Annotated in this window: 24 protein-coding genes and 1 tRNA gene; 12 read left to right on the top strand and 13 right to left on the bottom strand. The window is 66.6% G+C overall.

The annotated features are described in order from the left end of the window. Positions 1-4: 4 nt before the first annotated feature. The 4 genes from N0B15_RS04935 to N0B15_RS04920 are packed head-to-tail and all read right to left on the bottom strand — an operon-like array spanning position 5 to position 3,376. Complete coding sequence (locus tag N0B15_RS04935; protein ID WP_263018383.1) at positions 5-502, bottom strand: DUF7519 family protein; 498 nt, start codon at positions 500-502, stop codon at positions 5-7. Further along, positions 499-1,860 carry a DUF58 domain-containing protein gene (locus N0B15_RS04930; RefSeq protein ID WP_263018382.1) on the bottom strand — a complete coding sequence of 454 codons (1,362 nt, stop codon included), beginning with the start codon at positions 1,858-1,860 and terminating at the stop codon, positions 499-501. Before N0B15_RS04930 ends, N0B15_RS04935 begins: the two co-directional genes overlap by 4 nt. Then, positions 1,860-2,441, bottom strand: a complete 582-nt coding sequence (locus N0B15_RS04925) for a DUF7269 family protein (RefSeq protein ID WP_263018380.1) — start codon at positions 2,439-2,441, stop codon at positions 1,860-1,862. Before N0B15_RS04925 ends, N0B15_RS04930 begins: the two co-directional genes overlap by 1 nt. After that, the gene (locus tag N0B15_RS04920; protein ID WP_263018378.1) at positions 2,438-3,376 is read right to left on the bottom strand and encodes a DUF4129 domain-containing protein; all 939 of its coding nucleotides are present in this window, start codon (positions 3,374-3,376) and stop codon (positions 2,438-2,440) included. The genes N0B15_RS04925 and N0B15_RS04920 overlap by 4 nt, the downstream gene beginning before the upstream one ends. 138 nt (positions 3,377-3,514) lie before the next feature. On the opposite strand from N0B15_RS04920, the gene N0B15_RS04915 reads away from it, so the two are divergent. Further along, positions 3,515-4,234, top strand: coding sequence for a V-type ATP synthase subunit D (locus N0B15_RS04915; protein ID WP_263018377.1), 720 nt, complete (start codon positions 3,515-3,517; stop codon positions 4,232-4,234). Positions 4,235-4,264: 30 nt separating this feature from the next. Next, positions 4,265-4,669 carry a DUF6276 family protein gene (locus N0B15_RS04910; RefSeq protein WP_263018375.1) on the top strand — a complete coding sequence of 135 codons (405 nt, stop codon included), beginning with the start codon at positions 4,265-4,267 and terminating at the stop codon, positions 4,667-4,669. 80 nt (positions 4,670-4,749) lie between these two features. On the opposite strand, the gene N0B15_RS04905 is transcribed toward N0B15_RS04910, so the two are convergent. Together N0B15_RS04905 and prf1 are read right to left on the bottom strand one after the other, a co-directional pair. After that, entirely contained in the window at positions 4,750-5,535 is a 786-nt protein-coding gene (locus N0B15_RS04905; protein WP_263018374.1) for a helix-turn-helix transcriptional regulator, read from the bottom strand. Positions 5,536-5,603: 68 nt separating this feature from the next. Further along, entirely contained in the window at positions 5,604-6,863 is a 1,260-nt protein-coding gene (gene prf1 / locus N0B15_RS04900; protein WP_263018373.1) for a peptide chain release factor aRF-1, read from the bottom strand. A 144-nt stretch (positions 6,864-7,007) separates the two neighbouring features. Here prf1 and minD point away from each other — a divergent pair, with 144 nt between their 5' ends. Then, on the top strand, positions 7,008-7,871 hold the full coding sequence (minD, locus tag N0B15_RS04895) for a cell division ATPase MinD (protein WP_263018372.1): 864 nt from the start codon (positions 7,008-7,010) through the stop codon (positions 7,869-7,871). A 34-nt stretch (positions 7,872-7,905) separates the two neighbouring features. Here minD and N0B15_RS04890 read toward each other — a convergent pair whose 3' ends face one another. Then, on the bottom strand, positions 7,906-8,265 hold the full coding sequence (locus N0B15_RS04890; RefSeq protein ID WP_263018371.1) for a hypothetical protein: 360 nt from the start codon (positions 8,263-8,265) through the stop codon (positions 7,906-7,908). A 103-nt stretch (positions 8,266-8,368) separates the two neighbouring features. Continuing rightward, entirely contained in the window at positions 8,369-10,138 is a 1,770-nt protein-coding gene (gene argS, locus N0B15_RS04885; protein WP_263018370.1) for an arginine--tRNA ligase, read from the bottom strand. A 163-nt stretch (positions 10,139-10,301) separates the two neighbouring features. On the opposite strand from argS, the gene N0B15_RS04880 reads away from it, so the two are divergent. After that, a complete protein-coding gene (locus N0B15_RS04880) occupies positions 10,302-12,515 on the top strand; it encodes a glycoside hydrolase family 9 protein (protein WP_263018369.1) in 2,214 nt (737 codons plus the stop codon). A 265-nt stretch (positions 12,516-12,780) separates the two neighbouring features. Here N0B15_RS04880 and N0B15_RS04875 read toward each other — a convergent pair whose 3' ends face one another. Together N0B15_RS04875 and N0B15_RS04870 are read right to left on the bottom strand one after the other, a co-directional pair. Beyond that, positions 12,781-13,887, bottom strand: coding sequence for a threonine synthase (locus N0B15_RS04875; protein ID WP_263018368.1), 1,107 nt, complete (start codon positions 13,885-13,887; stop codon positions 12,781-12,783). Between the two features lie 65 nt (positions 13,888-13,952). Continuing rightward, positions 13,953-14,909, bottom strand: coding sequence for a succinylglutamate desuccinylase/aspartoacylase family protein (locus N0B15_RS04870; protein WP_263018367.1), 957 nt, complete (start codon positions 14,907-14,909; stop codon positions 13,953-13,955). Positions 14,910-15,038: 129 nt separating this feature from the next. Between N0B15_RS04870 and N0B15_RS04865 the strand changes: the two genes are divergently transcribed. Together N0B15_RS04865 and N0B15_RS04860 are read left to right on the top strand one after the other, a co-directional pair. Further along, positions 15,039-16,418 (top strand): MFS transporter, encoded by a 1,380-nt coding sequence (locus N0B15_RS04865; protein ID WP_263018365.1) that lies wholly within the window; start codon positions 15,039-15,041, stop codon positions 16,416-16,418. 73 nt (positions 16,419-16,491) lie between these two features. Further along, a complete protein-coding gene (locus N0B15_RS04860) occupies positions 16,492-16,773 on the top strand; it encodes a DUF7536 family protein (protein ID WP_263018363.1) in 282 nt (93 codons plus the stop codon). A gap of 15 nt (positions 16,774-16,788) precedes the next feature. On the opposite strand, the gene N0B15_RS04855 is transcribed toward N0B15_RS04860, so the two are convergent. Further along, positions 16,789-17,994 carry a potassium channel family protein gene (locus N0B15_RS04855; RefSeq protein ID WP_263018362.1) on the bottom strand — a complete coding sequence of 402 codons (1,206 nt, stop codon included), beginning with the start codon at positions 17,992-17,994 and terminating at the stop codon, positions 16,789-16,791. Between the two features lie 309 nt (positions 17,995-18,303). On the opposite strand from N0B15_RS04855, the gene citZ reads away from it, so the two are divergent. Next, on the top strand, positions 18,304-19,440 hold the full coding sequence (citZ, locus tag N0B15_RS04850; RefSeq protein ID WP_263018361.1) for a citrate synthase: 1,137 nt from the start codon (positions 18,304-18,306) through the stop codon (positions 19,438-19,440). A gap of 32 nt (positions 19,441-19,472) precedes the next feature. Here the strand turns inward: citZ and N0B15_RS04845 are convergent, their stop codons facing one another. Beyond that, on the bottom strand, positions 19,473-20,150 hold the full coding sequence (locus N0B15_RS04845) for a hypothetical protein (protein ID WP_263018360.1): 678 nt from the start codon (positions 20,148-20,150) through the stop codon (positions 19,473-19,475). 168 nt (positions 20,151-20,318) lie between these two features. On the opposite strand from N0B15_RS04845, the gene N0B15_RS04840 reads away from it, so the two are divergent. Both N0B15_RS04840 and ilvA read left to right on the top strand, forming a co-directional pair. Continuing rightward, positions 20,319-20,885, top strand: a complete 567-nt coding sequence (locus tag N0B15_RS04840) for a DUF8102 family protein (RefSeq protein WP_263018359.1) — start codon at positions 20,319-20,321, stop codon at positions 20,883-20,885. A 255-nt stretch (positions 20,886-21,140) separates the two neighbouring features. Beyond that, positions 21,141-22,352 carry a threonine ammonia-lyase gene (ilvA, locus tag N0B15_RS04835; protein ID WP_263018358.1) on the top strand — a complete coding sequence of 404 codons (1,212 nt, stop codon included), beginning with the start codon at positions 21,141-21,143 and terminating at the stop codon, positions 22,350-22,352. Between the two features lie 19 nt (positions 22,353-22,371). Here ilvA and N0B15_RS04830 read toward each other — a convergent pair whose 3' ends face one another. Further along, on the bottom strand, positions 22,372-23,244 hold the full coding sequence (locus N0B15_RS04830; RefSeq protein ID WP_263018356.1) for a hypothetical protein: 873 nt from the start codon (positions 23,242-23,244) through the stop codon (positions 22,372-22,374). Between the two features lie 85 nt (positions 23,245-23,329). On the opposite strand from N0B15_RS04830, the gene N0B15_RS04825 reads away from it, so the two are divergent. From N0B15_RS04825 to N0B15_RS04815, 3 genes are all read left to right on the top strand, one after another. Further along, the gene (locus tag N0B15_RS04825) at positions 23,330-23,710 is read left to right on the top strand and encodes a Rid family detoxifying hydrolase (RefSeq protein ID WP_263018355.1); all 381 of its coding nucleotides are present in this window, start codon (positions 23,330-23,332) and stop codon (positions 23,708-23,710) included. Positions 23,711-23,730: 20 nt separating this feature from the next. Further along, positions 23,731-23,964, top strand: coding sequence for a DUF7981 family protein (locus N0B15_RS04820; protein ID WP_263018354.1), 234 nt, complete (start codon positions 23,731-23,733; stop codon positions 23,962-23,964). A 68-nt stretch (positions 23,965-24,032) separates the two neighbouring features. Further along, positions 24,033-24,113, top strand: a tRNA-Ser gene (locus tag N0B15_RS04815). The last annotated feature ends 210 nt before the right edge of the window (positions 24,114-24,323 follow it).

Here is a 24,323-nt window from a genome sequence, read left to right as displayed (position 1 = left end):
CCGGTCAGCGCTCGAGCAGCCAGGCGAGTATCACGGCGGCGACGATCAGGAGGACGAGCGCCGTCGGTGCGAGCGTGCCGACGGCGTCGAACACCAGGAAGGAGGCGACGGCGACGACGAGGGCGACACAGACCGTCCCGGCGACGTGGACGAGTTCGACCGACCGGGTCGTCGCGTCGGCACCGAGCTGTGCGCCGACGGTGAGACCGTTCGATCCGGCGTCCCACGCGACGACGGCCGCGCCGACACCGAGGAGGACGCGAGGAGGGCTGGCACCGACGAGTCCGGCGAGTAAGACGGCGACGAACAGCGTCCCAGCGGCGAACGCGAGTGCGCTGTGTGAGCGGTAGTAGACGGCGAGAGGCAGCGCGGCCCCGGCACAGACGGCGATGGACGCGACGAGCGGGTCGACGGCGGCCGCGACTGCACCGACGAGACCGCCCAGTGTAGCGACGGCGAGCGCCACCGACGACGGCGACGCGTCGAACGTCACGGTGCTCACGGCGACCACCCCCGGGTGGCACGAGCGAGCGTCCGCTCGAGTGTCGTCGACGGATCCCAGTCGACGACCGGAATCCCGCGCCGTCTGAGATCGGAGACGCGTTCACGACGCTCGAGGCGCTCGAGGCGGTGGCCGGGGGTGTCGTCGGCCGTCGGGTCGGGGCTGAGCACGGTGACGCGGTGGGCGCCCGCTTCCAGTCGGACGGCGGTCGCGACGGCGAAGTCGTCACACAGCGGGCTACAGAGGACGACCTGGGTGTCCCCGGAGAGGTGGCTCTTGAGCCGGTTGATCGCCACCTGTGGATCGAACCGGTCGGTCGGTGGCGCGTAGGCGAACGCCTCGTGGGTCGCGAGCATCGTGGTGAGCCGTGCGCGGTGGTCGTTGCCGCTGCCGGGTGCGAGCCAGCACTCGTGGGGCGAGAGCGCCGCGAGACCGACGCGGTGACCGTCGGCGAGCGCCGCGGCGGTGAGCGCGCGAGCGGTCTCGAGGCTCCGGTCGACGGCCGAGACGGCGTCCGCACTCGGCGCGGCGTAGGCGACCGCCCTGGCGTCGACGAGAACGACGACCGAGGCGGTGCGCTCGACGCGGTACTCGATGGTGGTCAGCTCCCCGGTTCTGGCGGTTCGGTTCCAGTCGATCCGGTTGAAGGGGTCGCCGCGTCGGTACTCGCGGACGGCGGCGAACTCGATACCCGCACCGCCGGCACTCGAGGGGACCGTCCCGGTGTGGCGGGTCAGCTGCGAGCGCAGCGGCAGCGAGACCGACGGGTCGGGCAACGGTTCGACGGCGGTCAGCGAGGTCTCGTCGTCGACGGCGGTGGCCCGCTCGGTCGCGCCGCTCACGTCGTAGGAGGCGAACAACAGCGGATCGAACCGGTGGGTCCCGCGCGTGGCTTCGACGGCGTAGGTGAACGTCGTCTCGTCGCCGGGTCGGAGAACGGCCGCGTGTCGTGGCGTTCCCTCGACGACGGCGAGACCGGGCGGCACACCGTCGACGACGCGACAGTCGGGGATAGTGCGCGAGGACTCGTTTCGGATCGTCACGTCGACGTGTACCACGGCACCGGGCGCGGGAGTGGGGTCGCTGAGCGTCCGCTCGAGCGAGACCGTCACCGGCGGTGCGGGGGCGAGTCTGGCGTAGGCGGCGAACCCGAGACCGAAGACGCTCGCGAGGACGAGCGTCGGCGCTCGGGTCACCAGTCCGAGACCGAGTGCGAGGAACGCGACGGCGGTGACGCCGTACCACCGCCTGGTCCGACGCTCCCTGACGTCGCCGACGGCGATGGTCGTCTCCGTCTCCCGGCGTTGTGAACGGGATGGCTCGAGGACGCGGGCCGTACTGGGGACGCTGTAGGACATCAGCGGCCGGCCTCCATCGAGCGCCGCTCGAGTTCGTCGACGACGCGGTCGACCTGTCGTTCGAACGCCGTCCGCTCACCGACCGTGTCCGCAGCCCACGCGCTCGGTCCCGTCGCGTCGTCACCGGGGGTGAAACACGAGGCGGCGAGTGGGTCCGCACACCACTGCCCCGAGCGGAGGCGTGCTTCGGCCTCGTCGCGCGAGAGACTATCGTGGCGCTCGAGGACGTCGAGTGCAGTCGATTCGAGGTCGGCGAGGACGCGCTCACGGAAGGGGTCGCGTTCGTACCGGGCCGGTATCGCCGCCGCCGGACGGACCGCCGCGAGTCGGCGGTCGAACTCGTCGCCGGGTGTCGCCATCGGCCGTCGGCGTTCGCGCGCTTCCGGGCGGACCGTTCGCGCGTCGGTGCGAAGCCACGCGCGTGCGGTGAACGCACCGACGACGAGCGCGAGCAGACCGAGCCAGGTCAGGAGTGCACTCGAGAGGGTGACGCTCGCGTCGATTCCGGGAACGAACGCCACGGCGAAGCCGAGGACGGCGAGACCGAGTGCGACGCCGTAGCCGACGGTCGTTCGGCTCACGGGCGTTCGTCCTCCACGGTGAACGACGCAGCGGCGTCTCTGGCGCGCCGTTCTCGTTCGGGCGTCGGCGACCGGCCGCCGTATCGCACCGCCTCGAACAGCGAGGTAACCTCTCGAACGCCGCGTTCGTCGAGACCGGCGTCGACGGCCTCGGTCGCGACCTCGCCGGGGGTCTCCGTGACACGGCGCTGGCCGCCGGTCGCCCGGCAGAGCGAGAGCCAGGCGTGGTAGACGCCGTTGGTCGCCTCCTGGTGGGCCACGTGCCACGGCTCGGCCGGGCGGCTCTCGCTGTGTACGTTGCCGACCCCTGGCTCGTCGGCCGAGACCGCGTTCGACCCGGAAGAACGGGTGCGTGACGACGGCTCGCGCCGGTACTGGATCAGCGCGAAGAGCGCGAGGAAGACGACGATCAGCGCGACGGCGAACGCCTCGAGCGGAAGCTGAGTGAGCGAGTCGGTGACGAGCGGGTCGGGTGAGCCACCGGGTTCGGGGCTGCCCTCGAGCCCACCGTCGGGGTCGCTCTCGACGGGGACTGGGTCGTCGCCCTCCTGTCGTACGAGCAGATAGAGGTGCGGACCCCCGACGATGATCGCCGCGGCGGACGCGGCGACGACGATCGTGACGAGATCGGTGAAGACGGAGAGGTACGCACGGAGACCGTGGCGGTAGATGTACCAGAGACTCGAGCCGACGAGCAACGCGACGAACGTGAGAATCGGGAGCGTCCAGACGAAGTGAAACAGCCACTCGGGGAAGATCGATTCGTGGGGGACGGCTCCCTGGGTCCACCCCTCCGGAACGACCGTCGACGATCCGTCGCCGTCACCGGACGTCGACTGCTCGGTTCGCGTGGTATCGGTGGCACCGCCAGCGACGGCAACCGCGAGAATGCCGACGGCTCCGGCGATCGCCGCGAGGACGCGGTCTCGATTCATCGACTGTCTGGGTCGTGATAGCACAGCAAGGTATTTGATCGTTACTGAATCCACCGTCGGCGACGAACCAAACCCCGACAGCGCCGGCGCACGCAACTGTAAACAGTTATCCGACTGCGGGCGCAATCGACCCACAAGATGGCCAAGGACGTCAAGCCGACCCGCAAGAACTTGATGGCGATCGAGGATCGCATCGAACTCTCAGAGCGGGGCCACGGCACACTCGAGAAGAAACGGGACGGGTTGATCATGGAGTTTATGGACATCCTCGATAAGGCCCAGGACGTCCGTTCGGGACTCTCAGACGACTACGAGGAGGCCCAGAAGAAGATCAACATGGCGCGAGCGATGGACGGCGACGTCGCCGTCCGCGGGGCCGCCGCGGCACTCCAGGAACACCCCGAGATCACGACCGAGGCGAAGAACATCATGGGCGTCGTCGTCCCACAGATCGAGTCCTCGCGCGTCTCGAAGAGCGTAGACCAGCGTGGCTACGGGATCATGGGCACCTCCGCGCGCATCGACGAGGCCGCCGAGGCCTACGAAGACCTCTTAGAGAGCGTTATTCTCGCCGCCGAGGTCGAGACCGCGATGAAGAAGATGCTTCGCGAGATCGAGACCACCAAACGCCGCGTCAACGCTCTCGAGTTCAAACTCCTGCCCGACCTCTACGACAGCCAGGAGTACATCGAGCAGAAACTCGAAGAACAGGAGCGCGAGGAGATCTTCCGTCTGAAGAAGATCAAAGAGAAGAAAGAACAGGAAGAGAAGGCCGAGCGAGCCGACACCGACGACGAACCCGAAAGCGGCGACGAACTCGAGCAGGCCACCGCGGGCGGTCTCCCCGGCGGCGACTGAACGACGCGAGTACCGCGTGCGTGTTTCTCTATGACCTGTCCACACTGTTCGAGCGACACCGAACCGGTGACGTTCGCCGTCCCCGACACCTACCGCGAGTTAGCACCGGGAGACGCCGCCGCGGCGAGACTCTGTCCGCGCTGTCTCCGGGTCGATCCGGCGAGCGACGAGACGGCACTCGAGGGTGAATCCGAGTTCTCGCGGGTGAGTTCGGCGTTTCCGGACGGCGAAGGGACCGTCCCGTTCGCACTGTTGCTCGAGCTGTGCTCGTCGCTCGCGCTCAACCGCGCGGAGATCGAACGGGCGCTCGAGGCGCTCGAGCGCGCGGGCGTCGACCCGCTGTTGACGATCGATCGGCTGCTGGCCGAGCCCGTGATCGATCCGGATATCGACCTCGAGCGTCGCCGCCACCAGCTAGAGCAGTCGGTGTACTAGTGCTCTGGCGAGCCTGAACGGGTGAGTGAAACCGAATTCGGGCGTCCGGGTTCACTCATCGGCCGACGCTCGTCGGAGTACTAGTCGAGAGCGAGCGGATCTGCCCGGTCGCGAATCCGCTCGTAGACGCCGCTCGCCCACTCGAGGGCGTCCGGCGAGTCGTTCCGGAAGACGGCGCGGACGTCGGCGGAGTCGCCGTGGACGACGACGAACGCTTCCTCGCGCGAGGCGGTTTCGACGATCCAGAGACCGTACGGGAGCGAGCGCGTCTCGTAGAGGGAACACCGGCCGGAGGCGACGGCCTCGCGAAGCTGTGAGGCGCAGGTCTCGAGGAAGAAGCCGGCGAGTTCGGCCGTGAAGACGAGTTCGGCCGTGAGGTCGTCGGTCGCCGTCCGTTCGCAGATACGGGTGCGAAAGTGGGGGACACGTTCGGCGGCCATGAGTCCCCGGATGCACTCGGCGTCGTCGGTGCGGTCGACGATCACTTCGAACGGTTCGTTCGGCGCGTGTGATTTCGGCTCGAAGACGGTCGCCTCGGCGAGGAAGTCGACCGACATCGGTGCATCCCGGGAGAGCCACCGCAGGTGTTCGCTGACGTCGGTGATCGACGCGAGCGCGTCGAGACGCTCGCGGTGCTCGGCGAGGGCGAGGCGGCCCGCTGCCGTCAGCCGGTAGACGCCGTCACAGCGGTCGACGAACTCGAAGTACTCGAGTTCGCGGATCGCCCGGTCGACCGTCGACCGGGAGACCGAGAGGGCGTCTACGAGGTCGCGTTTTCGCTTGGGACCGGTCTCGAGACGCGAGAGGACGGGGTACCGTCTGGAGAGCGTCTCGAGGACGCCGAGATCCGAGGACTGTGGTGACATCTCGACTCGTCAATACACTGTATATATTGGAACGCTAAAAATATCTCGGTGTCGAGACCGAGGAGACCCTAGACGCCGGTACTGTAGCGGAGGATGCCCGCGACGCCGCCGAATGCGTTGTAGAGCTGTTCGCCCTTCTCGAAGTCCGTCGAGATGAACTTCGTCTCGGTGCCGCGCTGGTCGGCGATCTCCATCAGGTGGTCGATGGCATCGTCGCGGTCGTCCTCGCCAGCGCTGACGGTTGCGCCACACTCGCTGCAGGTGTGCTCGGGCGTGGCCTTGCGCCGGTCGAGCAGTTCGCGGTCGGTGTTGCCACACTCCGCACAGTCGTAGGTGACGACGTCTTTCCGGAGGTCCTCGCTGATCAGGAGTCTGTCGACCGATCCCATGACGAGGTTGGTTCGCGTCTGGTCGAAGCCGTAGGTGGCGCGCTCGCCGGCGTGGAGCTGTTTGAAGAACTCCTCCATCTGGCGTTTGTCCTTGACGACTTCGGCGTCGGCGAGGGCGTCCTGGGCGTTGTCGACGAGGTTGCGCAGGCCGGACTCGTCGGTGTAGGCGACGTCGAACTTGCCGAGGACCTTGTCCTGAATCTCGTGGTGGAGGTAGTCGCCATCCAGGAACTCGTCTTTCGTCGGGGAGGGACCGCCGACGAGGACACCTTCCAGGTCGTGGCGCTTGGGGACGAACAGGTCGTTGGCCATCCCCGCGACCTCCTGGTAGAAGTTGTCGATGGCCTCGAGTCGGAGGCGGGCGAATCGCTGGGCGGACTGACCACCTTTGCGCTGCTTGCCGGGGACGAGCGACGAGGCGGACTTGACGGGTTCGATCCGTTTGCCCTTGAGCCAGCCGACGTTGGCCTCACGGCGGTCGAGGACGACCAGGCCGTAGAGGCCCTTGTCGGTGAGCATGTCCTCGAGCGGGCCGGTCAGGAAGTTCGAATCACAGTGGTAGCGGAAGGACTCGACGGGCTGTGGAGGGGCCTCTAAGACCTTCGTGACCATGTCGGTCTGGCCGCCGCCGGAGTCGACGGCACCGGAGAAGATCACCATCCCGTTGTCGGGCGGGTAGGTGTCGTAGTAGCGCAGCCGGTCTTTGATGCTGGTGAGGGCGTCCTGAACGTTCGTCCGCGTCGCTTTCGACTTGATGTTCGCCGCCTCGGAGTGTTCCTGCGTGACGTGGGCGACGACGTCGCTGATCTGGCGGTCCTCGGGGATGTAGATCGTGACGAGTTGTGTCCCCGAGCCCTCGAAGTTCTTGAGGTCCTCTATCACCTTCCGGAACTCGTACTTCTTCCGGTCGGACTGGTCCTGTTCGCCCTCCTGACTCATCGACCGTACAAAACGGGGCCGCGGGTAAGTATCCTTTGACACGCACGACCGCGGCGAGACTGGCGACGGCTGCGAACCCTATCGGTGACTGAGTGGACGAGACGATTTAAGGTGGTTCCGCTACTTGGTGGGGTTAACGACCACATGTCCGAACAGACGGTGTACGCCATCGCGAGCGGAAAAGGCGGCGTCGGGAAGACGACGACGACGGTGAACCTCGGGACGGCGCTCGCGCAGGCAGGCAAGCGCGTCGCCATCGTCGATGCCGACATCGGCATGGCGAACCTCGCGGGGTTCCTCAGCCTCGACAGCGACTCGGCGACGCTTCACGACGTACTGGCAGGAACCGCGTCCGTCGAGGACGCGACGCACAGACTCGCAGAGAATATCGTCGTCGTCCCGAGCGGGACCAGCCTCGACGGCTACGCCGAGACCTCACCGGAGGGTCTCGGTGACGTCGTCTCGAGGCTGCGCGAGCAGGCCGAGTTCGTCTTCATCGACGTCGGTGCGGGCGTCAGCCACGAGACCGTCCTCCCGCTCGGTCTCGCAGACGCCGTCCTCCTGGTGACGACGCCCGAACCAGCGGCAGTCCACGACGCGAAGAAAACCCTCGAGCTCACCGACCGGGCGGGCGGGACCGTCGAGGGACTCGTCATCACGCGCACCCGGCCCGAAGGGGACGTCCCCTACGACGAGATCGCCTCGCAGCTCGACGTGCCGCTCATCACGACGATCCCGGACGATCCGGCCGTCAGAGAGAGCGTCTACGCGGGAACGCCGCTCGTCGTCCACAAGCCCCACAGTCCGGCCTCGATCGCCTTCCGACGGCTGGCCGTCGAGGTCGGAGACCTGGACGTTCCGGCACCGAAACAGCGCCCGACCGACGGAAACGAGGCGACCGACGGCGGCAGTGACACCGGAGGCGAACGTGACGCCGACGGATCGAATACCGCCTCACACGACGACGTCTCGAGTGCGATCACCGAGGCAGAATCGGATCCGCGGTGACGGTGTTCGGTGAAAACGGGATGCGCTCTGGTGGTCAGGAAACGGGTTCGATGTTGGCTTCGTCGACGTAAGAAACCGGGTCCTGCGACGGGTCGGAGTCGAACCAGAGTACCCCGAAAAACGTATCAGATCCGTTGGGACTGCACTGCTCGACGACGGTTCCGCGCTCACCTCCTCGTCTCCAGTCGCTCTGACAAGAGATGTCAGCAGTACAGCATTGTCGGAACGTCATCGTCGAGGATGGAGTGACCTCGACGGTGTCGTACAACTCGATCTCCGATGCGGTGACGGTCGCCGACGCCGCGGTCGCGCTACCGAGAACAACTGCACCCGCCATGGTAGTCTTTCGTAGCACCGCTCTCCGCGACAGGGACTGTCTCTCAGATTCAGTCATAGGTCGCTCGAGTATGCCATGCATTCATACATAAATACCATTCACGGTTTGAAATGAAAGATAGGTATTGTGTTCGGGAGGATCCGACGCGTACGTTAAAGAGCTACATCGAGCGCGGCGCAGCCACCCCGAGGATCGAGAGCGCGTTCGAGACGGTGTGTCTCGAGGCGGCCACCAGCGCGAGTCGGGCCTCGCGAACCTCGGCGTCGACACGGTCTGCGAGCACCGGACACTCGCGGTAGAAGGTGTTGAACGACTCGGCGAACTCGCGGGTGTAGGTCGCAATTTGGTGGGGTTCGAGGTCGTCTGCGGCCTCCTCGACGACCGCGGGGAAGCGGGCGATAGTCTCGAGGAGGTCCCGTTCGGCGTCGGTCTCGAGCAGCGAGGCGTCGACGTCCGCCTCGACGTCGCCGTCGACACCGATCCCGGACTCCTCGAGAATCCCACACGTACGCGCGTGGACGTACTGGACGTAGGGGGCGGACTGGGCCTCGAAGTCGAGGGCGTGGTCCCACTCGAAGGTGATGGCTTTGGTCGGCTGTTTCGAGACGATGTCGTAGCGGACGGCACCGATGCCGACCTGGTGGGCGATACGCTCGACGTCCTCGTCGCCTAGGTCGTCGTCGCGGATGCGGCCGTCGAGTCTCGATTCGACCTCGTCGCGCGCACGCGAGATGGCCTCGTCGAGGAGGTCGTCTAAGTCGACGCCGGTGCCGCGGCGGGTGGACATCTTCCCCTCCGGGAGGTTGACGTAGGAGTAGAGCACCTGACGGAGGCGGTCGGTCTCCGCGCCGAGCAGTTCGAGCGTGGTTCGAAGCTGTTCGGCCTGGAGGTTGTGGTCCTCGCCGAGGACGGTGACCGCGCGGTCGTACTCGTCGAGTTTCCACTCGTGGTGGGCGAGATCGCGCGTCGGATAGAGCGAGGTGCCGTCAGAGCGCAGGAAGACGAGGTTCTTCTCGATGCCGTGAGCGGAGAGGTCGAGCTGCCAGGCGTCCTCCTCGTAGACGGCTTCGTCGAGGTTCTCGAGCCGGTCGACGAGGTCGGCGGTCGAGCCATCGAACATGAATCGGGTCTCTTTGACGAACTCGTCGAACTCGGCGGGCAAGCGGGCGAGGCAGTCTTTCATGCCGCCGAGGACCTGGTCGACCACCTCGCTGACGCGCTCGTAGGTCTCCTCGTCGCCCGCCTCGAGCCCCTGCATGATCGCGTCGATCTCGGCTTCGGCCTCGGCGACCGCCGCCTCGTCGGCGTTCTCGAGGAACTCGTTACCCTTGCGGTAGTAACGCACGAGGTCGTATTCGACGCGCTCGCGTGCGGGGTCGGTTTCGAGATCCGCGGCGTCGAACGTCTCGTAGGCCCAGGTGAACACCGCCATCTGTCGGCCCGCGTCGTTGACGTAGTAGTGTCTAGAGACGTCGTAGCCCGCGTACTCGAGGAGGTTCGCGACGGCGTCGCCGATGATGGGGTTGCGCGCGCGGCCGACGTGGACCGGTCCCGTGGGGTTCGCACTGGTGTGTTCGACGACGACGGACTCGCCGCGGTCGGTGAGCGAGCCGTAGGTCGGGTTAGTTCCGGCGGCGAGCGTCTCGGCGAAGTAGGTCTCGCTCGGGAGGAAGTTCAGGTACGGTCCCTGAGTCTCGACGCGTGAGACGTAGGTCAGGCCGTCAGCGTCGAGTTCGGCTGCGAGCTGGCTCGCCACCTGCGGCGGCGGCGCACCGGCCACACCCGCCAGTCGGAACGCGACGCTCGAGGCGAGGACGCTCTCGACGTCTTCGGGCGGTTCTTCGATGCCGAGGTCGTCGGTCGGAAACGAGCGCGCCTCGAGTGCGTCGCGCAAGGCGGCTTCGACCTCCGTCCGGAGCGAGAGGAACATGCTGTGGTCGTATTCAGGGCGAGAGTAAAGGAATGTCGGGTTTCACTCGGTGCGCAGTCGGCTCGCACGCGACCGACCGACGTGTGACACCTTGGCACTCTATCAATTTTCAGTGTATTTAGAGGGAAAGTTTTATCGATGTAAAATTCAACTAAATGTTTGTATGGATCGATCAAACGATTCGATGGTGCAACGACGAAGCGTTTTGAAGGGTCTCGGGGGGGCTGCCGCGCTGGCTGCTCTCGGCGGACCGATGGCGGGGACAGGTCTCGCCGCCCACGACGACGGCGACTACCGCGGCGTGCGGGTCAACCAGGTCGGCTACCCGACCGGGGGGACGAAGATCGCGATCGCGACCTCGCAGGCGATGGACGTCTCGAGCGTCTCCTCGTTCGAGATCGTCGACGCCGACACCGGTGCCTCGGTAGATCAGGGCAGCCTCTCGGCGGAGCTACAGGACGAGGCGGGGACGACCCAGACGCTGAAGTGGGCGGACTTCTCGGACTTCGACCAGCCGGGCGAGTACAAGGTCGTCGTCGGCGACGAGGAGTCGCACCCGTTCCAGATCGGCGACGCGAGCGAGATCTACGCGCCGCTGCTGCGCGACGTCGGCCGTCTCTACACGCTCAAACGCTCGAACACCCGAATCGAGGACCCCTACACAGGTCTGCACATCGGCCCGGGCCACACCCAGGACGAAGAAGCGATCGTCGCCGAACCGATCGGCGACTGGCTCGAGGACTACGAGGCTGGTGACACGATCAGCGTCCCCAACGGCTGGTACGACGCGGGTGACTACGGCAAGTACGTCAACCCGACCGGCATCACCGTCGCCCAGATGCTGCTCGCCTACGAACGCAACCCGGAGGCGTTCCACGTGGGTCAGTTCTACGTCGACGACACCGTCGACGATCCCGAACTCGGCACGATGCCCGACGTCTTAGTCGAATGTAAGGAGGCGCTGAAGTTCCTCGAGCAGATGCAGCGACCCAACGGCTCGCTGTTCTACAAACTCGCGGCTAAAGACTGGCCGGGAATGGAGGAAGCGCCGGAGGACGACGACCGCGATCGCTACGTCTTCGGCACCTCCTCGGCCGGGACGGCGATGGCCTGCGGAGCGATGGCGATGGCCGCGCGTGTCTACGAGGACCACGACCCCGCCTTCGCCGCCGAGATGCTCGAGTGCGCCGAGGACGCCTGGGCGTGGCTCGAGGACAACCCGGATCTGGTCTGGGAGATGTCCGATGGACAGGACGACGGTTCCGGTGGCTACGGCCGCGCCGGCTTCGACGAACCGGACCGGTTCTGGGCGGCCGCCGAGTTGCTGCGGACGACCGGCGACTCCTCCTACGACCAGTGGATTCAGAACACCGATCTCGGCTTCTCGGGTGACGGCGGCGTCGTCGACGACCTCCCCGGCGACATCGCCGTCCCGATCGACTGGAACAATCCGGTCGGTCTCGGCCACTACGCCTACTTCTGGGCCGACGGCGACCTGAAGGGGACAGCCCACGACGACGAAGGGACCGCAGCCGAAGGGCTCAACGGCCCCTTCTGGGCCACCGAAGTCTACCTCGGAGAGGACAGCAACAGCGACGCAGACCGCTGGATGACCGGCGTCTACGACTACTACTGGGGTCACCTCAAGTCCGGCATCTCCCGAGCGATCCAGGGAATCTGGTCGATCGAGATGTTCGACGAGACCCACGATGCGGACTGGGAGCACTGGATTCACGAGGAAGAGGGTGCCGCCCTCATCCACGAGCCGTTCCACCACGCGCTCGGACGCAGCGCGACGGGCTACTCCTACGTGACCGGCTACGGCGAGAAGTCCACCATGCGGCCACACGACCGCATCGTCCAGAGCCAGGAGATGGACGACCCCATCCCCGGTATGCTCGTCGGCGGCCCACACAACAGCGACTCGCTCGTCGGAGAGGGTGACTGTACCCTCGACCACATCGACGCCGACACCGAACACCTCATGGCGTACATCGACGAGCACTGCTCGTACGCCACCAACGAGTGGGCGATCAACTACACTGCACCGCTGTTCTTCATGCTCGCCGAACTCGTCGGCGAGATCACGGAGACGCCCGAACCCGAAACGGTCGACCCGATCGACCCCGGCCCGGGCAACGGTGACGAGCCATCCGGACTCGACGTCAACGGCGACGGCAACGACGCCCAGGACCTCTCCGGCGACGGTCTCTACGAGGACGTCACCGGCGACGGTAACCTCGGCTTCAACGACGTCGTGACGTTCTTCGAGGAACACAACGGCGACGTCGTCCAGAGCAACGTCGAGTACTTCGACTTCAGCGGGAGCGGGAACGTCGGCTTCAACGACGTCGTCGCGCTCTTCGAGATGCTCTGAGACGCGACTCGCTGGGACCGCTCAGCGCTCGTTCAGCGCACCGAGAGGCGCTCGAGCGACCGGCTGAGACGTCCATCCGAACCAACGAGCGTACCGATGCCGCGGCGGGTCCCTCCGGTCGGGACGCGCCGTGAGAACGACCATCCTGTGCGACCGTGACCGGATTTTTCTGACCGACGCTCGAGGAGGGCGAGACCGAGACGGAGAACGACGCCCGACCCGCTCGAGAACGAACGGATGAGTCGTCCGAACGGCGCTCGAGTCGCTACAGCGTCTTGAGACCGCTGCCCGTCAGCGGGACGACGACGTCTTCGTCCTCGTCGACGACGCCGCTCTCGCGGAAGTGTCGGAGAGCGGCGGGAGCGACGGCACAGGTCGGTTCGACGTAGAAGCCACCGCGGTGGAGACGGTCGAGCGCGGATTCGATCGGGTCGGAGCCGAGGGCGACGACCTCGCCACCGGTCTCGGTGAGCGCGTCGACGATCTGCGTGCCACGGGCGGGTTCGGCGATCTGAATGCCGTCGGCGATGTCGGGATCGTCGCCGCCGTCGCCGGGGACGGTCTCACCGCCGAGGGCGGTGACGATGGGGGCGTAGCCGGCGACCTGCGCGCCGAGCAGCCTGGGCATCCCGTCGACGATACCGGCTCTGTTCAGCAGCGAGAAGCCGCGGTAGGCCCCCAGAAAGAGCGTGCCGTGACCGATCGGCAACACGAGTGTCTCGGGTGCGGTCCACCCGCGCTGGGCGGCGAGTTCGAACGCGAACGTCATCGTGCCCGCGTAGAAGGCCGGGTTCCAGGCGTGACTGGCGTACCACCCCTCGCCCGCCTCGACCGCCGAGATACACGCCATCGTCACGTCCTCGCGGGTGCCGTCGACGCGTACCGGCCTGGCACCCGCGCGCTGGATCGCCATCAGCTTCGACTGTTTGACCGTCGAGGGGACGTAGATGTCGGCTTCGAGACCCGCCCGCGCCGCGTAGGTCGCGATCGACGCCCCGGCGTTGCCCGAGGAGTCTTCGATCACCTTCTCGACGCCGAGTTCGACCGCCCGCGAGAGCGTCGTCGTCGCGCCGCGGTCTTTGAACGACCCCGTCGGAAAGACGTACTCGAGTTTGAACTGCGCGCCCCACTCGGGGGCGTTGACCAGCGGCGTGAACCCCTCGTGGAGGGAGACGTGGCGCTCGATCGGCAAGAACTCGAAGAAGGTCCAGAGACCGTTGCTCGTGTCGAGTTGGCTGATCGGGAGCGGGTTCCCCTTCGGGTGGGGCGACTCGGCGAACTCGAGGGCGTGGCCACACTCACAGCGCCAGGGTTCGTCCGGGCCGGCGTCGTAGTCGGTGCCGCAGTCGGGACAGGTGAGAGATGTTGGCATAGTGTATACCGTCCGGGTGGGTATCGACTTGTGAGCGAGACACCTTGGCGTTTTGGCTGTCCGGGTCAGTAACTGTCGACGTCGGTGCCGACCGAACAGACGTACTCGCCGGTGGCGACCTGTGGGAGTCGCCGGGTTCGCCAGAAGATACCGTTGTGGTCCGCGGTCACCTCCGCTCTCACCTCGCCGAAGGCGGTCGTCACCTCGAAGAGAGTCTCACCGGCGCGAACGCGCTCACCGAGGTCCTTCCGGAAGCGGACGAACCCGCCGGCGGGTGCGCCGTACTGGTCGAAACCGCTGGCGCGCGTCTGCGGTCTGTAGTCCGACTCCCCCTCGAGAAAGCCGTAGTGAGCGAGGACGTTGAAGACGCCATCGACGCCCTTCTGGATGCTCGTCTCGTCCCAGCCGACGGCACCGCCGAGTTCCGGATCGATCGTTGGAATGCCCTCGTCGGGTCCGACACGAGCGAGTTGGCCGTCGGGACCCTTCTGGTCGAGGACGTAGCCACAGCCGAAGACCTTCGCGAGTTCGAGACACTCACTGTGGAGGCGGTGGCGCTTCCCACAGCGGACGCGAACCTCGTCGATCATCCGGCTGGTCGATCCCTGGTGTAAGTCGAGGATGAGGTCCGCACGGGAGGCCGCCTCGAACGTCGCGTGCGCGATGCGCTCGCTCGAGGTCCCGTGTTCGTTGCCGGGGTAGGCCCGGTTCATCTTCGTGTCGTCGATGGGGTTGCGGTGTTCGGCGACCTGAAAGGCGTGGTAGTTGACGATGCCGACGATCAGTATCGTCCCGGAGAGCGACGCCGGATCGAGTTCGTCGACGACGCGCTGGATCACCCCGACGCCGTTCAACTCGTCACCGTCACTCACCGCCTGCACGTAGAGCGTCCCTCCGGGCTCCGCTCCGTTCACCACGGCGACGGGGAGACCGAACGGACTGCCGTCTCGAGTCTCGCCGACCTCGAGCCGGCCCGTCGCGAGTTCGCCGGGGGCCGCGCTCGCCGTTCCGAGCGTCGTCATACCACCGAGGAAGGTGGCCCCGGCCTTTACTGTTCGGTCTTTCCGCCGGACGGCGGAGGCGTCCGCCGAGAGCGGTCGGACACTGCCGCGAGCCGAACGCCAAAGACGCTCGAGCGAACAGAGAGATCCATGAGTCTCGAGGAGGACGCTCCTGCGGACGAGGGGCCGGATCCGTTCGACGCCTACCGCCAGTTCTTCGCGCTCGAGCGGGACGTGCTGGTGCTCTCGCTCGCGATGTTCGCGTTCAGCCTCGGCTTTCAGATGACCAGCCGCTACATGGCCGAGTACATGGTGGCGCTCGGGGCGACGGTGTTCGTCGTCGGGCTGTTCGGGACGTTCGGGAACGTGATCGCCGCCGTCTACCCCTACCCCGGCGGGGCGATTTCGGACCGGATCGGGTCGCGCTACGCGCTGACGGCGTTCGGGTTCGTCTCGACGCTCGGCTTCACCGTCTGGCTGCTCGCCCCCTGGCTGAGCGGATTCTCAGTTGGCTCCGTCGAACTCTCGATTCTGGCGATCTTCGCGGGTCTCGTCCTCGCCCAGGCCTGGAAATCATTCGGTCTCGGGGCGACCTACGCCATCGTCAAACAGGCCGTCCCACCCTCACAGCTGGCCGCTGGCTTCGCGAGCACCGAGAGCTTCCGCCGGACCGCCTTCCTGATCGGGCCGCTGATCGCGGCGGCACTCTTTCTCCCCTTCGGCACCGGCGAGGGCGAGATCGTCACCGCCTTCCAGCTGATCTTACTCGTCGCCATCGTCTTCGGCGTCCTCGGTACGCTCGCCCAGCACGTCCTCTACGACGCGAGCGAGGACAGCTACGGCAAACAGTTCCAGGGCGTCTCACAGATCCGACGCGACCTCCGTAACCTGCCCCCGGAGCTGCGGCCACTGCTCGTCGGCGACACGCTCGTACGCTTCGCCAACGGCATGGTCTACGTCTTCTTCGTCCTCGTCGTCACCCAGGTACTCGGCGTCGGTCTCTCGCTCTCGCTTCCCGCCGTGGGCACGGTCGACCTCTCGCCGCAGGCGTACTTCGGACTCTTGCTCGGTCTCGAGATGCTCGTCGCCCTCCTGGTGATGGTCCCCGCAGCGAAACTCGCCGAGCGCGTCGGCCTGAAGCCAGTCGTCGCCGTCGGCTTCGCCGTCTACGCGGTCTTTCCGATCCTGCTCATCAGCGCCCCCGAGAGCGCGGGCGTGCTGGCGCTGCTGTTCGCCTTCTCCGGACTGCGGTTCGCGGGACTCCCGGCGCACAAGGCGCTGATCGTCGGTCCCGCCGAGATGGGCGCCGGCGGCCGGGTGACCGGCTCCTACTACCTCGTCCGGAACGTCCTCGTCATCCCGAGTGCGGCCCTCGGCGGCCTGCTCTGGAGCGGCATCTGGAACCCCCTGACCGGCGAACAGCTCCTCGCCGGCGACCCCGTACTCGCGTTCGCGCTCGCGACGGTGATCGGTCTCGTCGGCACGGGCTACTTCCTCGTCTTCGGCCGGGAGTTCGAGGCCTACGCCTGAGCGCACCGGGACACCCGGAGCGCTCGCGGAGCCATCCGACGCGATTTTGTCCCTCGAGTTCCTCCCCTCGAGTGTGTCACAGAACCGCCCCGAGCGCCCCCCAACTGCGCAGTTTCTGGCCGCACTCAGGGTCAAGCGAAACGCGCTGATCGGTCTCGTCGTCGGGACGCTCTTCGCCGCGACGCTACTCGCCGTCTTCGTCCTCCCGGCCCCGGTGACGCGCGCGGACCCGATGCTGTACGTCGGCCTGGCGTTCGTCGTCGCCGTCACCGTCGGCGCGATGGTCGCCGTCCTGTTGACCATCTACTCGGCGGTGAAGCTCTCGCGAGAACTCGCCGTCGACGAAGGGGCGTGAGAAACAGCCGGCGGCTCAGACCAGCTCTTCGAGCCGCTCCGCGCCCGCTCGAGTCCCCTTCGCGAGGATCACGTCACCCGCACTGAGCGCGGTGTCGGGACCCGGCTGGACCTCCCACTCGTCGTCCATCGGACTCGGTGAGCCACGCGGCCGGCGGACGGCGATGATCCGCATCCCGGTCGCCGTACGCACCGTCTGCTCGCCGAGGGTGGTGCCGTCGAGCGTCGAGCCGTCGCCGACGGTCAGGCGGACGATCACCTCGTCGCTCTCGAAGACCGCCTCGGCGACGACCGGGTGCGTTCCGAGACCGCGTAAGACGCCCTCGCTGATCTCGAGGGCGGCGTCGCTGATCACTTCGGTACTGCCCGCCAGATGTACCAGCCCGCGCAGACTCACCGGATCCTCGACGCGCGCGGCCGCCTGGAGCGTCCACGCCTCGAAGCGCGACTCGAGCTGGTCGACCTCGGTCTCGAGGGCGGCGACCTCCTCGGCGAGGTCGGTGCTGTTGAACAGCACGGAGCCGTAGGCGATGTCGACGGCGAGTTCGCTCATGTTCTTCATCAGGACGATAGCGTCGACGGCGCGCTCTAAGTCGTCGATACCCGGTTCGGCCGGGTCGGGGACGCTGTAGGGAGTTCCCGAGACCGTCTCGTAGACGGGAGCGAGGTTCTCTTCGAAGCCACGCAAGAGCACGACGTCGCCACCCTCGAGCGCCGTCTCGCTGTCGGGATCTAAGAGCCAGTCGCCCGCACGGCGGACGGCGACGACGCGCACGCCGGTTTCGGTCTCGAAGTCGATGTCGCCGAGGCTCCGACCGGTGAAACGAGAGCCGGAATCGACGCTCGCACGGACGACGGGTTCGACCGCTTCGGGCAGTGCCGTCCGCATCGCGTCGGGGAGACCGATCTCCTCTAAGACGATCTTGGCGATGTCTCCGGCGGCATCCGAAATCTTCTCGGCAGCGCCGACGACACCCAGCACCGGCGCGAGTTGCTCTGCGTCGTCCGGACTTCGAGCGGCCATCAACAGGCTCATCCGCGCCTGCATCTGGAGGAGATCCATCCGCTCTTCGAGCGCGAGCACCTCCTCTGCGACTTCGTCGCTGCCGAGTAAGACGGCCGAGTACGAGAGATCGATCAGCAACTCGGCGGTGTCTTTCATCTCGGCGAGCACCGCTTTGACGCTGACGGGCCGATACTCGACGTCGCGGGGCGGGTCCATACCGAGGACCTTCTGTGGCCGGTGAGAAAAGCGTTACCGACTGTGTGCTCGAGCAGGCTCGTTTCGCGGCCCTCGTCCGATTGTACCCGAGCGCCAGAACGCCAGCACGAGACCGACTCCTGGCTCGAGACGGGCGTCTCGACGCCCAGGTCGAGCGGGTGACACGAATTCCAACATTCGTATGGGTCACGTGCGAGAGGGTACAACGTTCACGTTACCGAGAGCGGATTAAGTGAGTGCTTCGTTCGTGTTGACGCGCTCCACGCGGCAAACGACAATACTTTTCCATAGGCGTGCGAAATCGGAGGTATGGCTGACGACCTCAAGAGAGGGTTAGAGGGTGTGCTGGTCGCGGAGTCGGCGCTCAGCACCATCGACGGTGACGAGGGCCGCCTCATCTACCGCGGCTACACCATCGAAGACCTCGCGCGTAACGCCAGTTACGAAGAAGTACTCTACTTGCTCTGGCACGGTCACCTCCCGACAGAGCGCGAACTCGCCACGTTCACCGAGGCGATGGCCGCCGAGCGAACGGTCGACGATGGCGTCCTCGAGACGGTGCGCGCACTCGCCAGCGCCGACGAGGAGCCGATGGCGGCGCTGCGAACGATCGTCTCACACCTCTCGGCGTACGATCCAGACACCGACGCCGACCCGACCGACGTCGAGGCGAATGGACGGAAGGGCAGACGCATCACGGCGAAGATTCCGACCGTACTCGCGGCGTTCGAGCGGAGCCGCCGCGGCGAGCCGATCGTCGCACCGAATCCGGAACTGAATCACGCGGCGAACTTCCTCTACATGCTCAACGGCGAGGAACCCGACGACGTTCTCGCCGAGACGTTCGACCAGGCGCTCGTCCTCCACGCCGACCACGGTCTCAACGCCTCGACCTTCTCGGCGATGGTCACCTCGAGTACGCTCGCCGACCTCCACGCGGCGATCACGAGCGCCATCGGCACGCTGAGCGGCAGCCTCCACGGCGGCGCGAACCAGGACGTCATGGAGATGCTGAAGGAAGTCGACGACAGCGAGATGGACCCGCTCGAGTGGGTCCAGAACGCGCTCGCCGAGGGGCGGCGCGTGCCCGGCTTCGGCCACCGCGTCTACAACGTCAAGGACCCGCGTGCGAACATTCTCGGCGAGAAGAGCGAAGCGCTCGGCGAGGCCGCAGGCGACCTGAAGTGGTTCGAGATGAGCGTCACCATCGAGGAGTTCCTGGCCGAAGAGAAGGGTCTCGCGCCGAACGTCGACTTCTACTCGGCGTCGACGTACTACCAGATGGGGATTCCGATCGACATCTACACGCCCATCTTCGCGATGAGTCGCGTCGGCGGCTGGATCGCCCACGTCTTAGAGCAGTACGAGGACAACCGCCTCATCCGCCCGCGTGCGCGGTACGTCGGTCCCGAAGACCGGACGCTCGAGTCGCTCGCCGAACGGTAGTCGGGTCCAGAGTGCGAAGGGTCTCGTATCGGTCAGTTCCCAGTGACGGCGTCCCGAGTTCCACCTTCGAACTGCCGTTCGTACGACCGGACGGTGTAGGCGATCAGCGGGACGCCGATCAGCGTTGGGGCGAGCCAGCGCGCCAGCGGCGGCACCACGGTGAGGTTGACCGTGATCGCGGCGGTGACCGTCGCGATGTAGCCCCCGCCCATGAGTCCGAGGTGACGGTAGAACCAGGTCATCCGGTCGGCGGGTGGCTCGAGGATTTCTCGGACGTTCGTCACCGAAATCGTGACGCCGATGATGCCGAAGACGATGAGCGCGGGCGCGATGGCTGATCCCGAGAGCCAGCCCCAGCCACCGTAGCCGATCATGCCGACGCCAGCGACGAGCATGAGCAGGTGACCGGCCCAGTCTCTGTAGGCGGCGACGCCGGGTTCGGGCCGTTTTCGCGAGAGCACGCGATAGCCGGTAAACACCAGGTAGCCAGAGAAGATTGCAATCGTGAACAGAAACAGGTTCGCATCGACGAGCGCGAGCGGGAGCGCAGTGACGACGACGACCGCCATTGCGTACACGTAGTACGTACCGCCGGTCGCGTGGCGCTGTCCACCCTTGCGAGTGAGTAACGCAACGAGTCCCGACAGCAGTGCGACGACGCCAGCGGCGACGTGAACGAGCAGCGTTCCCAGCAGTATCGACTCGAGCATACGTCGAGGTGCGCATCATCCCATTATGAGTGTTTGTGTTAGTGATAGACTGTCGAGCGGTTCTATGGCCCTACAATCGACCGTCTTCGGACGCCAAAGGCAGATATCAGTCTTCGATAGACAGATTTTTTAGATTGCGTATACAGCTACCGTCACAGCGATCGAATCATGCACTCGAGAGAGCGACCACAGGGACTGTTGACGTACGCAGACCGGGCGTACCTGCTCGGAGAGACGACGCCAGCGACCGACGCGGCCGAGCGCAAGAAACGCGAGCGAATTCGTCGTCGGATCAGGAACGCCCTCGTAGACTTCTCGTTGCTCGTCCACCTCGAGTGGCGGGACCTCGAACTGGTGTTTTCGGGGCTGGTCGACGAAGACGGCGGGGTGGCTGACCGCGAGTTGTACGAGGGAATCGTCGACGCCATCGAGACGATGATGCGGGGGACGACGATGCAGGGTCTCTCGTTCGGACGGATGGTGCGACTGGCGACGCTGCGCTCGGTGGGCGTCTACCACCTCGTCTACCGCGGCGTGCTCGTCGACGTCGAACTCACCCACGAGACGCGCGTACTCCCCGAACGGAGCGTGCGACTCGAGGACGTTCCGGAGCGGGTCGACCGACTCGATGAGGTGCCGCTGGCAGGCGCGCTCGCGCTCGAGGAGTTCGGCGTCACCACGCTCGAGGACCTCTACGAGTTCGCGGCGTCGTACGAGGGTGAACCGACCGTCTAGACCACCGGCGGAGCGACGGAGGCAGACGGCTGGCTGGCGAGTGATATGACGCGCGTCGTCTCAGCGTCAGACACCAGTTTCAGGTCGCTCCCCGCTATCGATTACACTTTCACTCTGCGTGCAGGAGATTTATATACACTCCCTGCCCCTCTCTACTCGCACGTCACACGCCGTGCAATCCTGTATTCCCTGTCGTGCTGCCCGCTCACACCCGGGCAGCACACCTTTACCGACACCATCCCAAGAGTGGCGAATATGCTCGAGTATGCGGACGTGGTGGCGGCGCACGAACGGGTACGGGAAACGTCCCGACACACCCCGCTGTCGTACTCACACACCTTCTCGGCGATGACGGACGCGGCGGTTCACCTGAAACTGGAGAACGCCCAGCGGACGGGCGCGTTCAAGATCCGCGGGGCGACCAACCGGATCGCGACGCTCTCGGCAGCCGAACGCGAGGCGGGTGTCGTCACCGCGAGCGCGGGCAACCACGCACAGGGCGTCGCGCTCGCGGCCACACGCGCGGGCGTCGACTCGACCATCGTCATGCCCGAGAACGCCCCCATCTCGAAGGTCAGAGCCACCGAGAACTACGGCGCAGAGGTCGTCCTCTCCGGCGTCGACTACGACGCGGCGGCCGACCGCGCCCACGAGATCGAACGCGAGGAGGGACGCACCTACCTCCACGCCTTCGACGACGAGGACGTGATGGCCGGACAGGGAACGATCGGTCTCGAGATCCTCGAGGACTGTCCCGAGGTCGACACCGTCGTCGTCCCCATCGGCGGCGGCGGTCTCATCAGCGGCATCGCGACGGCGATCGAGGGCGCACGGCCGGAGACCCGCATCGTCGGCGTCCAGGCCGAGGGTGCCTCGAGCGTCGCCCCCTCGCTCGCGAAAGGCGAGCGCGTCACCCTCTCTGGTGTCGACACGATGGCCGATGGCATCGCGACGCGGACGGTCGGCGAACGGACCTTCGAGGTGATCGACTCGCGGGTCGACGAGGTCGTCACCGTCTCCGATCCCGAGATCGCGATGGCCGTCGTCCACCTCTTAGAGCGCGCGAAGACGCTCGTCGAGGGGGCCGGCGCGGTCCCGCTCGCGGCGCTGCTGTTCGACCACATCGATCTCGAGCCAGGGGAGACCGTCGTCCCCGTCATCTCCGGGGGGAACATCGACCTCAACACGCTGACGACCGTCATCGTCCGCGGTCTCGTCGAGACGGGTCGCTACCTGAAGATCCGAACCGTTCTCAAAGACCGCCCCGGCGCGCTCGAGGACCTGCTGGCGATCTTCACCGCCTACCGCGCGAACATCTTCGCGATCCAGCACGACCGGACCTCGCGGGACATCGGCATGAGCGACACCGAAGTCGAGATCGACCTCGAGACGCGCGGCAACGACCACGTCACGGAGTTACTCGCGGCGATCGAAGGCCGCGGCTACGAGGTCGACGTGCTGGTCTGACGAGGGCGGTGCCGAGCCGTCAGGTCTCGGCGGGAACGATGCCGTAGGTGATCGTCAGAAACTGGCGGCCGAACAGCCACATCTCGTGGGTCGCGACGAGCGTCGCCTCCGGAACGGGGGCCCGCGGTGCGCCCGGGGCGTCGACGGGCCAGACCCGAAAGCGCTGGTGCATCGGGAGGCGGAACGCTCCGAGCGGTGTCACGAGGTAGAGACCGCCGTCGCCGCCGCCTCGAGTGGTGAACCGGACACCGGCGTCGGCCGTATTCCCTCGGGAGCCGAGTGCCTCCGGTCGGAGGACGGTCGAGAGGTTCGACCACGGCAGCGGGACGGCGACGTTCGCGTAGGTCACCCCCTCGCGCTCGTGGGTGGTGTAGAGCGCGACGAACACCGCCCGCCCGGTCGCCGGATCCGTCCGCGTCCAGACGCGCGAGCCACGCGGGTCGACGGCCGGTGTGACCGCAGCCAGGTCGCTCTCGAGCCAGCCCACCCTGCCGCTTCGCCCGGGCAAGGCGAGCTGCTCGAGACGGCGCGTCAGTGTCGTGGCGAGCCACGCCCCGGCGCGAAAGCCCCGGTGCCAGCGGGTCTCGTAGGCCAGCGCGTACGCCGTCGTCCGCTCGTAGAACCGGCGGACCTCGGAGTCGATGAGGTCGGTATCGAACCCCGGCCGGTCGTAGCTCGCGAACGACTCGAGTTCGCCCGGCACGGGGTCGCCCGCGACGCCCGCTCGGAGTGCCCAGTCGGCTCCGATGCGCCAGCGGCCGACGACCGGACAGAACGGGACGTCGTCGACGCGACGGGACTCGAGGCGGCGGCGAAGCGAGCGCGCGAGAACGACGAGAAACGCGAGTGTGACGGCCGCGAGCGATGCGTGCGGTCGCCGGAGTCGGCCCATACGGGAGGTCGGACCCGCGTCGGCTTGGCTCCGGCGGTCGCGGGTCTCCACAGCGTTTAATCGCTCGCGCGGAGACGACCAGTGTGTGAAACGCATCATCCACACCGACGACGCTCCCGACGCCGTCGGTGCGTACAGCCAGGCGACGGCGACCGACTCACTCGTCTTCACCGCCGGACAGATCGCGCTCACCCCAGACGGCGACCTCCGGGCCGAGGCGTCGGTCGCCGCCCAGACCGAGCAGGCGCTCGAGAACGTCCTCGCGATTCTGGAGGAAGCGGGTGCGAGCGCCGAGGACGTCCTCAAAGTGACCGTCTTCCTCGCCGATATCGACGACTTCGAGGAGATGAACGAGACCTACGCCGGATTCTTCGAGGGCGACCCACCGGCGCGCAGCGCCCTCGAGGTCGGTGCGCTCCCGAAGGGGGCGGCGGTCGAAATCGAAGCGGTTGCGACCCTCGAGTGAGAAGTCGGGGTGTGAGTACCATGGAGACGGTGAAGACCATCGACCCGCGCGTGAAGTCGGCGATCCTCTGGGGAGCCGTCGGCTTCATGAGCTTTCTCGTCTCGCTCCAGGCCTACGCCCTGCTCGAGGGACCGCTGCTCTCGCTCCCGCAGGGGGCCGCCATCGGTCTCCTCGTCGGCGTCGCCGCCGGGGGGTGTGCCTACGCGCTCGAGTACCGCGTCGCCGCCTGGGCGGCGCGACGGGCCACGGAGTGAGACCGCCAGCAGGCGCGGCGCTCGAGTCTCGCAAGAGTTAAACGACCCACACGGCTATCATCGGGTGAGCCAGGATGGCCGAACGGTAAGGCGCACGCCTGGAAAGCGTGTTCCGTTAAGGATTCTGGGTTCAAATCCCAGTCCTGGCGTTCTGTGGCGTCACACCCTGCGAGCGGCGCGTAGCGACGCGAGCTACTCGACGCCACAGATCGCCCGTCGCTGGGATTTGAATGACGCCAGTCGCAGCGCGAACGAAGTGAGCGACCGTCTGGAGGTGGTTCAAATCCCAGTCCTGGCGTTTCTTCGGCCGACCACCGAGCGAAGAGCGGAGGCGACGAGCGGACCACGGACGAAGAAAC

The organism is Natronobiforma cellulositropha (genome assembly GCF_025629245.1).
Classification (GTDB): domain Archaea; phylum Halobacteriota; class Halobacteria; order Halobacteriales; family Natrialbaceae; genus Natronobiforma; species Natronobiforma cellulositropha.
Note: the sequence above shows the minus strand (reverse complement) of the source record. Positions and strands in the feature narration are given on the sequence as shown.

What these genes read in the sequence shown, in the direction of transcription:
- N0B15_RS04930 (WP_263018382.1), bottom strand. Translation starts at nt 1,860, where the DNA reads ATGTCCTACAGCGTCCCCAGTACGGCCCGCGTCCTCGAGCCATCCCGT.
- N0B15_RS04920 (WP_263018378.1), bottom strand. Translation starts at nt 3,376, where the DNA reads ATGAATCGAGACCGCGTCCTCGCGGCGATCGCCGGAGCCGTCGGCATT.
- N0B15_RS04915 (WP_263018377.1), top strand. Translation starts at nt 3,515, where the DNA reads ATGGCCAAGGACGTCAAGCCGACCCGCAAGAACTTGATGGCGATCGAG.
- N0B15_RS04910 (WP_263018375.1), top strand. Translation starts at nt 4,265, where the DNA reads ATGACCTGTCCACACTGTTCGAGCGACACCGAACCGGTGACGTTCGCC.
- N0B15_RS04905 (WP_263018374.1), bottom strand. Translation starts at nt 5,535, where the DNA reads ATGTCACCACAGTCCTCGGATCTCGGCGTCCTCGAGACGCTCTCCAGA.
- prf1 (WP_263018373.1), bottom strand. Translation starts at nt 6,863, where the DNA reads ATGAGTCAGGAGGGCGAACAGGACCAGTCCGACCGGAAGAAGTACGAG.
- minD (WP_263018372.1), top strand. Translation starts at nt 7,008, where the DNA reads ATGTCCGAACAGACGGTGTACGCCATCGCGAGCGGAAAAGGCGGCGTC.
- N0B15_RS04890 (WP_263018371.1), bottom strand. Translation starts at nt 8,265, where the DNA reads ATGACTGAATCTGAGAGACAGTCCCTGTCGCGGAGAGCGGTGCTACGA.
- argS (WP_263018370.1), bottom strand. Translation starts at nt 10,138, where the DNA reads ATGTTCCTCTCGCTCCGGACGGAGGTCGAAGCCGCCTTGCGCGACGCA.
- N0B15_RS04880 (WP_263018369.1), top strand. Translation starts at nt 10,302, where the DNA reads ATGGATCGATCAAACGATTCGATGGTGCAACGACGAAGCGTTTTGAAG.
- N0B15_RS04875 (WP_263018368.1), bottom strand. Translation starts at nt 13,887, where the DNA reads ATGCCAACATCTCTCACCTGTCCCGACTGCGGCACCGACTACGACGCC.
- N0B15_RS04870 (WP_263018367.1), bottom strand. Translation starts at nt 14,909, where the DNA reads ATGACGACGCTCGGAACGGCGAGCGCGGCCCCCGGCGAACTCGCGACG.
- N0B15_RS04865 (WP_263018365.1), top strand. Translation starts at nt 15,039, where the DNA reads ATGAGTCTCGAGGAGGACGCTCCTGCGGACGAGGGGCCGGATCCGTTC.
- N0B15_RS04855 (WP_263018362.1), bottom strand. Translation starts at nt 17,994, where the DNA reads ATGGACCCGCCCCGCGACGTCGAGTATCGGCCCGTCAGCGTCAAAGCG.
- citZ (WP_263018361.1), top strand. Translation starts at nt 18,304, where the DNA reads ATGGCTGACGACCTCAAGAGAGGGTTAGAGGGTGTGCTGGTCGCGGAG.
- N0B15_RS04845 (WP_263018360.1), bottom strand. Translation starts at nt 20,150, where the DNA reads ATGCTCGAGTCGATACTGCTGGGAACGCTGCTCGTTCACGTCGCCGCT.
- N0B15_RS04840 (WP_263018359.1), top strand. Translation starts at nt 20,319, where the DNA reads ATGCACTCGAGAGAGCGACCACAGGGACTGTTGACGTACGCAGACCGG.
- ilvA (WP_263018358.1), top strand. Translation starts at nt 21,141, where the DNA reads ATGCTCGAGTATGCGGACGTGGTGGCGGCGCACGAACGGGTACGGGAA.
- N0B15_RS04830 (WP_263018356.1), bottom strand. Translation starts at nt 23,244, where the DNA reads ATGGGCCGACTCCGGCGACCGCACGCATCGCTCGCGGCCGTCACACTC.
- N0B15_RS04820 (WP_263018354.1), top strand. Translation starts at nt 23,731, where the DNA reads ATGGAGACGGTGAAGACCATCGACCCGCGCGTGAAGTCGGCGATCCTC.